The organism is Arsukibacterium sp., assembly GCF_041616895.1.
GTDB lineage: Bacteria > Pseudomonadota > Gammaproteobacteria > Enterobacterales > Alteromonadaceae > Alishewanella.
This window is the reverse complement of the sequence record NZ_JBFJPY010000182.1, coordinates 1-2,762: the sequence shown is the minus strand read 5'-3', so window position 1 is coordinate 2,762 and position 2,762 is coordinate 1. Positions and strand designations below refer to the sequence as shown.

Genomic DNA, 2,762 nt, shown 5'->3' with positions numbered 1-2,762 from the left:
GAATAAAATTCTGGAGGCGATGGCTATGGGTGTGCCGGTCGTCAGCAGCAGCGAGGCCGCAGGTGGCATTGATGCGGTGGTTAACCAACATTTTTTAGTAGCCGACACCCCGGCCGAATATGCCAAAGCACTGGTGAAATTAATGCGTAATCCATCTTACCGGCTGCAACTTGCTGAAGCTGGCAGGCAACGAATGCTAACGCATCATCAATGGCATTTATCAATGCAACAATTAGACAGTATCGTGCAACAATGTATAAACTTGCATCAGGAAAAGCAGCTGACACAGAGGGAAGTGCAAATATGAACATCAGTATTTTTGGATTAGGTTATGTCGGTGCAGTCTCTCTGGCTTGTCTGGCACGTGATGGTAATAAAGTTATTGGTGTCGACATCGACCCGGTAAAACTGGAGTTAATTAAAAGCGGCCAGTCGCCGGTTATTGAAGAGGGCATGCCAGAACTTATGGCCGCCATGGCAAAAAGTGGTCGGGTCAGCGTGTCACAGGACGTGCAACATGCCATCAATAACAGTGAAGTATCATTTATTTGTGTGGGCACGCCATCGCAGGATAACGGCAGCCAGGATCAAACTGCGGTGCTGCGCCTGGCAGAGCAGCTGGGTAAAGCGCTGGCGGGTAAAACGGAACGTCATACCGTTGTTTTTCGTTCTACTCTATTGCCTGGCACAGTTGAAGGCAGCTTAAAAAGTCTGCTGGAGCAGCATTCCGGCAAGCAAGACGGTGTCGATTTTGATATCTGTTTTCAACCCGAGTTTTTACGTGAAGGCAGCTCGATAAAAGATTATGACAACCCGCCTTTTACTATTGTCGGAGCAAACAACGAAGCGGCCCATCAGCAAATGCAGCGCTTATTTGGTCATTTGCCCGGTCAGTATCACCGTACCGATGTGAAAACGGCTGAGACTGTAAAATATTTCTGTAATATTTTTCACGCCTTAAAAATTACCTTTGCCAATGAGGTGGCCCGGCTTTGTGAAGGCCTTACCGTAGATCCGTTTAAAGTGATGGACTTAGTCTGTGCTGATAAACAGCTTAATATCTCTCCTGCCTATCTTAAACCGGGCTTTGCCTTCGGTGGCTCTTGCTTACCAAAAGATTTACGGGCAATGCAATATGTCGCCAAACAAGCTGACATTGAAATACCAATGCTCTCTCATGTGCTCTCGTCTAACCAAATCCATTTGCAGCAAGCCTGCAAAAAAATTCTGGCATTGGGCTCCCGTGATATAGGCATGATAGGCCTGAGCTTTAAATCAGGCACTGATGATTTGCGGGAAAGTCCACTGGTTGACCTGGCAGAATTTCTAATAGGTAAAGGCATGCTGCTGAGCATCTTCGATCCGGAAGTCAATTTGTCGCGACTGCTTGGTGCTAACAAGCGTTATATTGAAGAATCAATACCGCATATTGGCCAGTTAATGACCAACGATATCGAGCAACTGCTCGCCAATAATAAGGTTATTGTGCTGGGCCTAAATGATAAACATATTGTTGAGCAGGTACTTGCGGGCCTGACAGCAGAACATACCCTGATCGATCTAGTGCACCTGAAGCAGGTTTCTGACATTCGCGGCCGTTACATTGGGTTATGCTGGTGAGTAAACTCGTCAGCTGGCGCAGCAGCCTTATTGTCCTGGTAATGATGATATTGCCGGTTGGGCTGTTAGTGGTAAATTTCCACAGCGGTACGGAGTTAGTGCGCCTTAGAAATGCCATGGTGTTTAATGTGATCAGCGTGGAGCAAAGCCAATGGCCTGGCGATCGCTTTCCTGCCTCTTTTCGCCAGGAAAACGCCCCGTTACCAGACGCTATTGCCGACGTCATTATTGCGCCACAGCACAATAATGATGCGCTCACCACGATGTTACAGCAGGCAGCAGTATTAAACCTGGATCAGCGCCGGCGCGGTGGTGCCATTCAGGCTGATGTCAGCACTACCCTTATGCAAATTCAGCAACAACGTGGTTATTGCGCCGATTACACTGAAATTATCAATGTGTTTGGTCATGCGCTGGATATCCCGACACGGGAATGGGCGTTGGCGTTTGATGGTTTTGGCGGCCATGGCCATGCCATTAATGAAATATGGGATCAGCACGCTAAGCGCTGGATTATGCTGGACGTGTTCAACGGCTTTTATCCGCTAAACCAACAGCAGCAGCCGATGTCGGTGCTGGAGTTTAAGCAGCAGCTGATTGCGGATCGTAGCCAGATCACCCTGAAGAGATTGTCCGACCAGACTTTTGGCTTTAAAGACGATGCCCAGGCCCTGGATTATTACTTTAACGGCCGGCATCAGTTTTACTTATGGTGGAACAACGCCAATATTAGTTACGACGAGCACGCACTGATTAAATTAGCAGCAAAAGTCTCGCCGCATCTGGAGCAAATGACCGCCATTATCAGCGGCCAGTTCCCGCAGTTAATGGCGATAGCCGAGCCTGAAAACCTGCATATGATTAACAATATGCAAAGACTTAAATTGATGCTTTGGGTGTTATTCTGGTATGAATTACTGCTGGCACTACTGCTTTTGGTTATGTTGATCAGCCTTATTTTCCGAAAACGGGCAAGGACCTAATATGCAGCAACAAGGACAGTTACAGGTTTTGCATGTATTTGACCATTCGGTGCCGTTGCACAGTGGCTATGCTTTTCGTAGTCTGGCGATTTTACAGCAGCAACAGCGGTTAAATATCACTACCCGCCAGCTTACCAGCACTAAGCATTATTTAGCCGG

At 47.6% G+C, this 2,762-nt stretch carries 3 protein-coding genes; all 3 read left to right on the top strand.

From position 1 onward, the window contains the following. Positions 1-307 (top strand): glycosyltransferase (locus tag ABY802_RS16490; protein WP_372628209.1); only part of this gene is annotated, 307 nt, incomplete at its 5' end. Further along, the gene (locus ABY802_RS16485) at positions 304-1,620 is read left to right on the top strand and encodes a nucleotide sugar dehydrogenase (RefSeq protein ID WP_372628208.1); all 1,317 of its coding nucleotides are present in this window, start codon (positions 304-306) and stop codon (positions 1,618-1,620) included. The genes ABY802_RS16490 and ABY802_RS16485, both read left to right, overlap by 4 nt. Further along, positions 1,617-2,603, top strand: coding sequence for a hypothetical protein (locus tag ABY802_RS16480; protein WP_372628207.1), 987 nt, complete (start codon positions 1,617-1,619; stop codon positions 2,601-2,603). Before ABY802_RS16485 ends, ABY802_RS16480 begins: the two co-directional genes overlap by 4 nt. Positions 2,604-2,762: the final 159 nt, after the last annotated feature.

Coding starts and splice junctions, on each gene's coding strand:
- ABY802_RS16485 (WP_372628208.1), top strand. CDS start 304: ATGAACATCAGTATTTTTGGATTAGGTTATGTCGGTGCAGTCTCTCTG.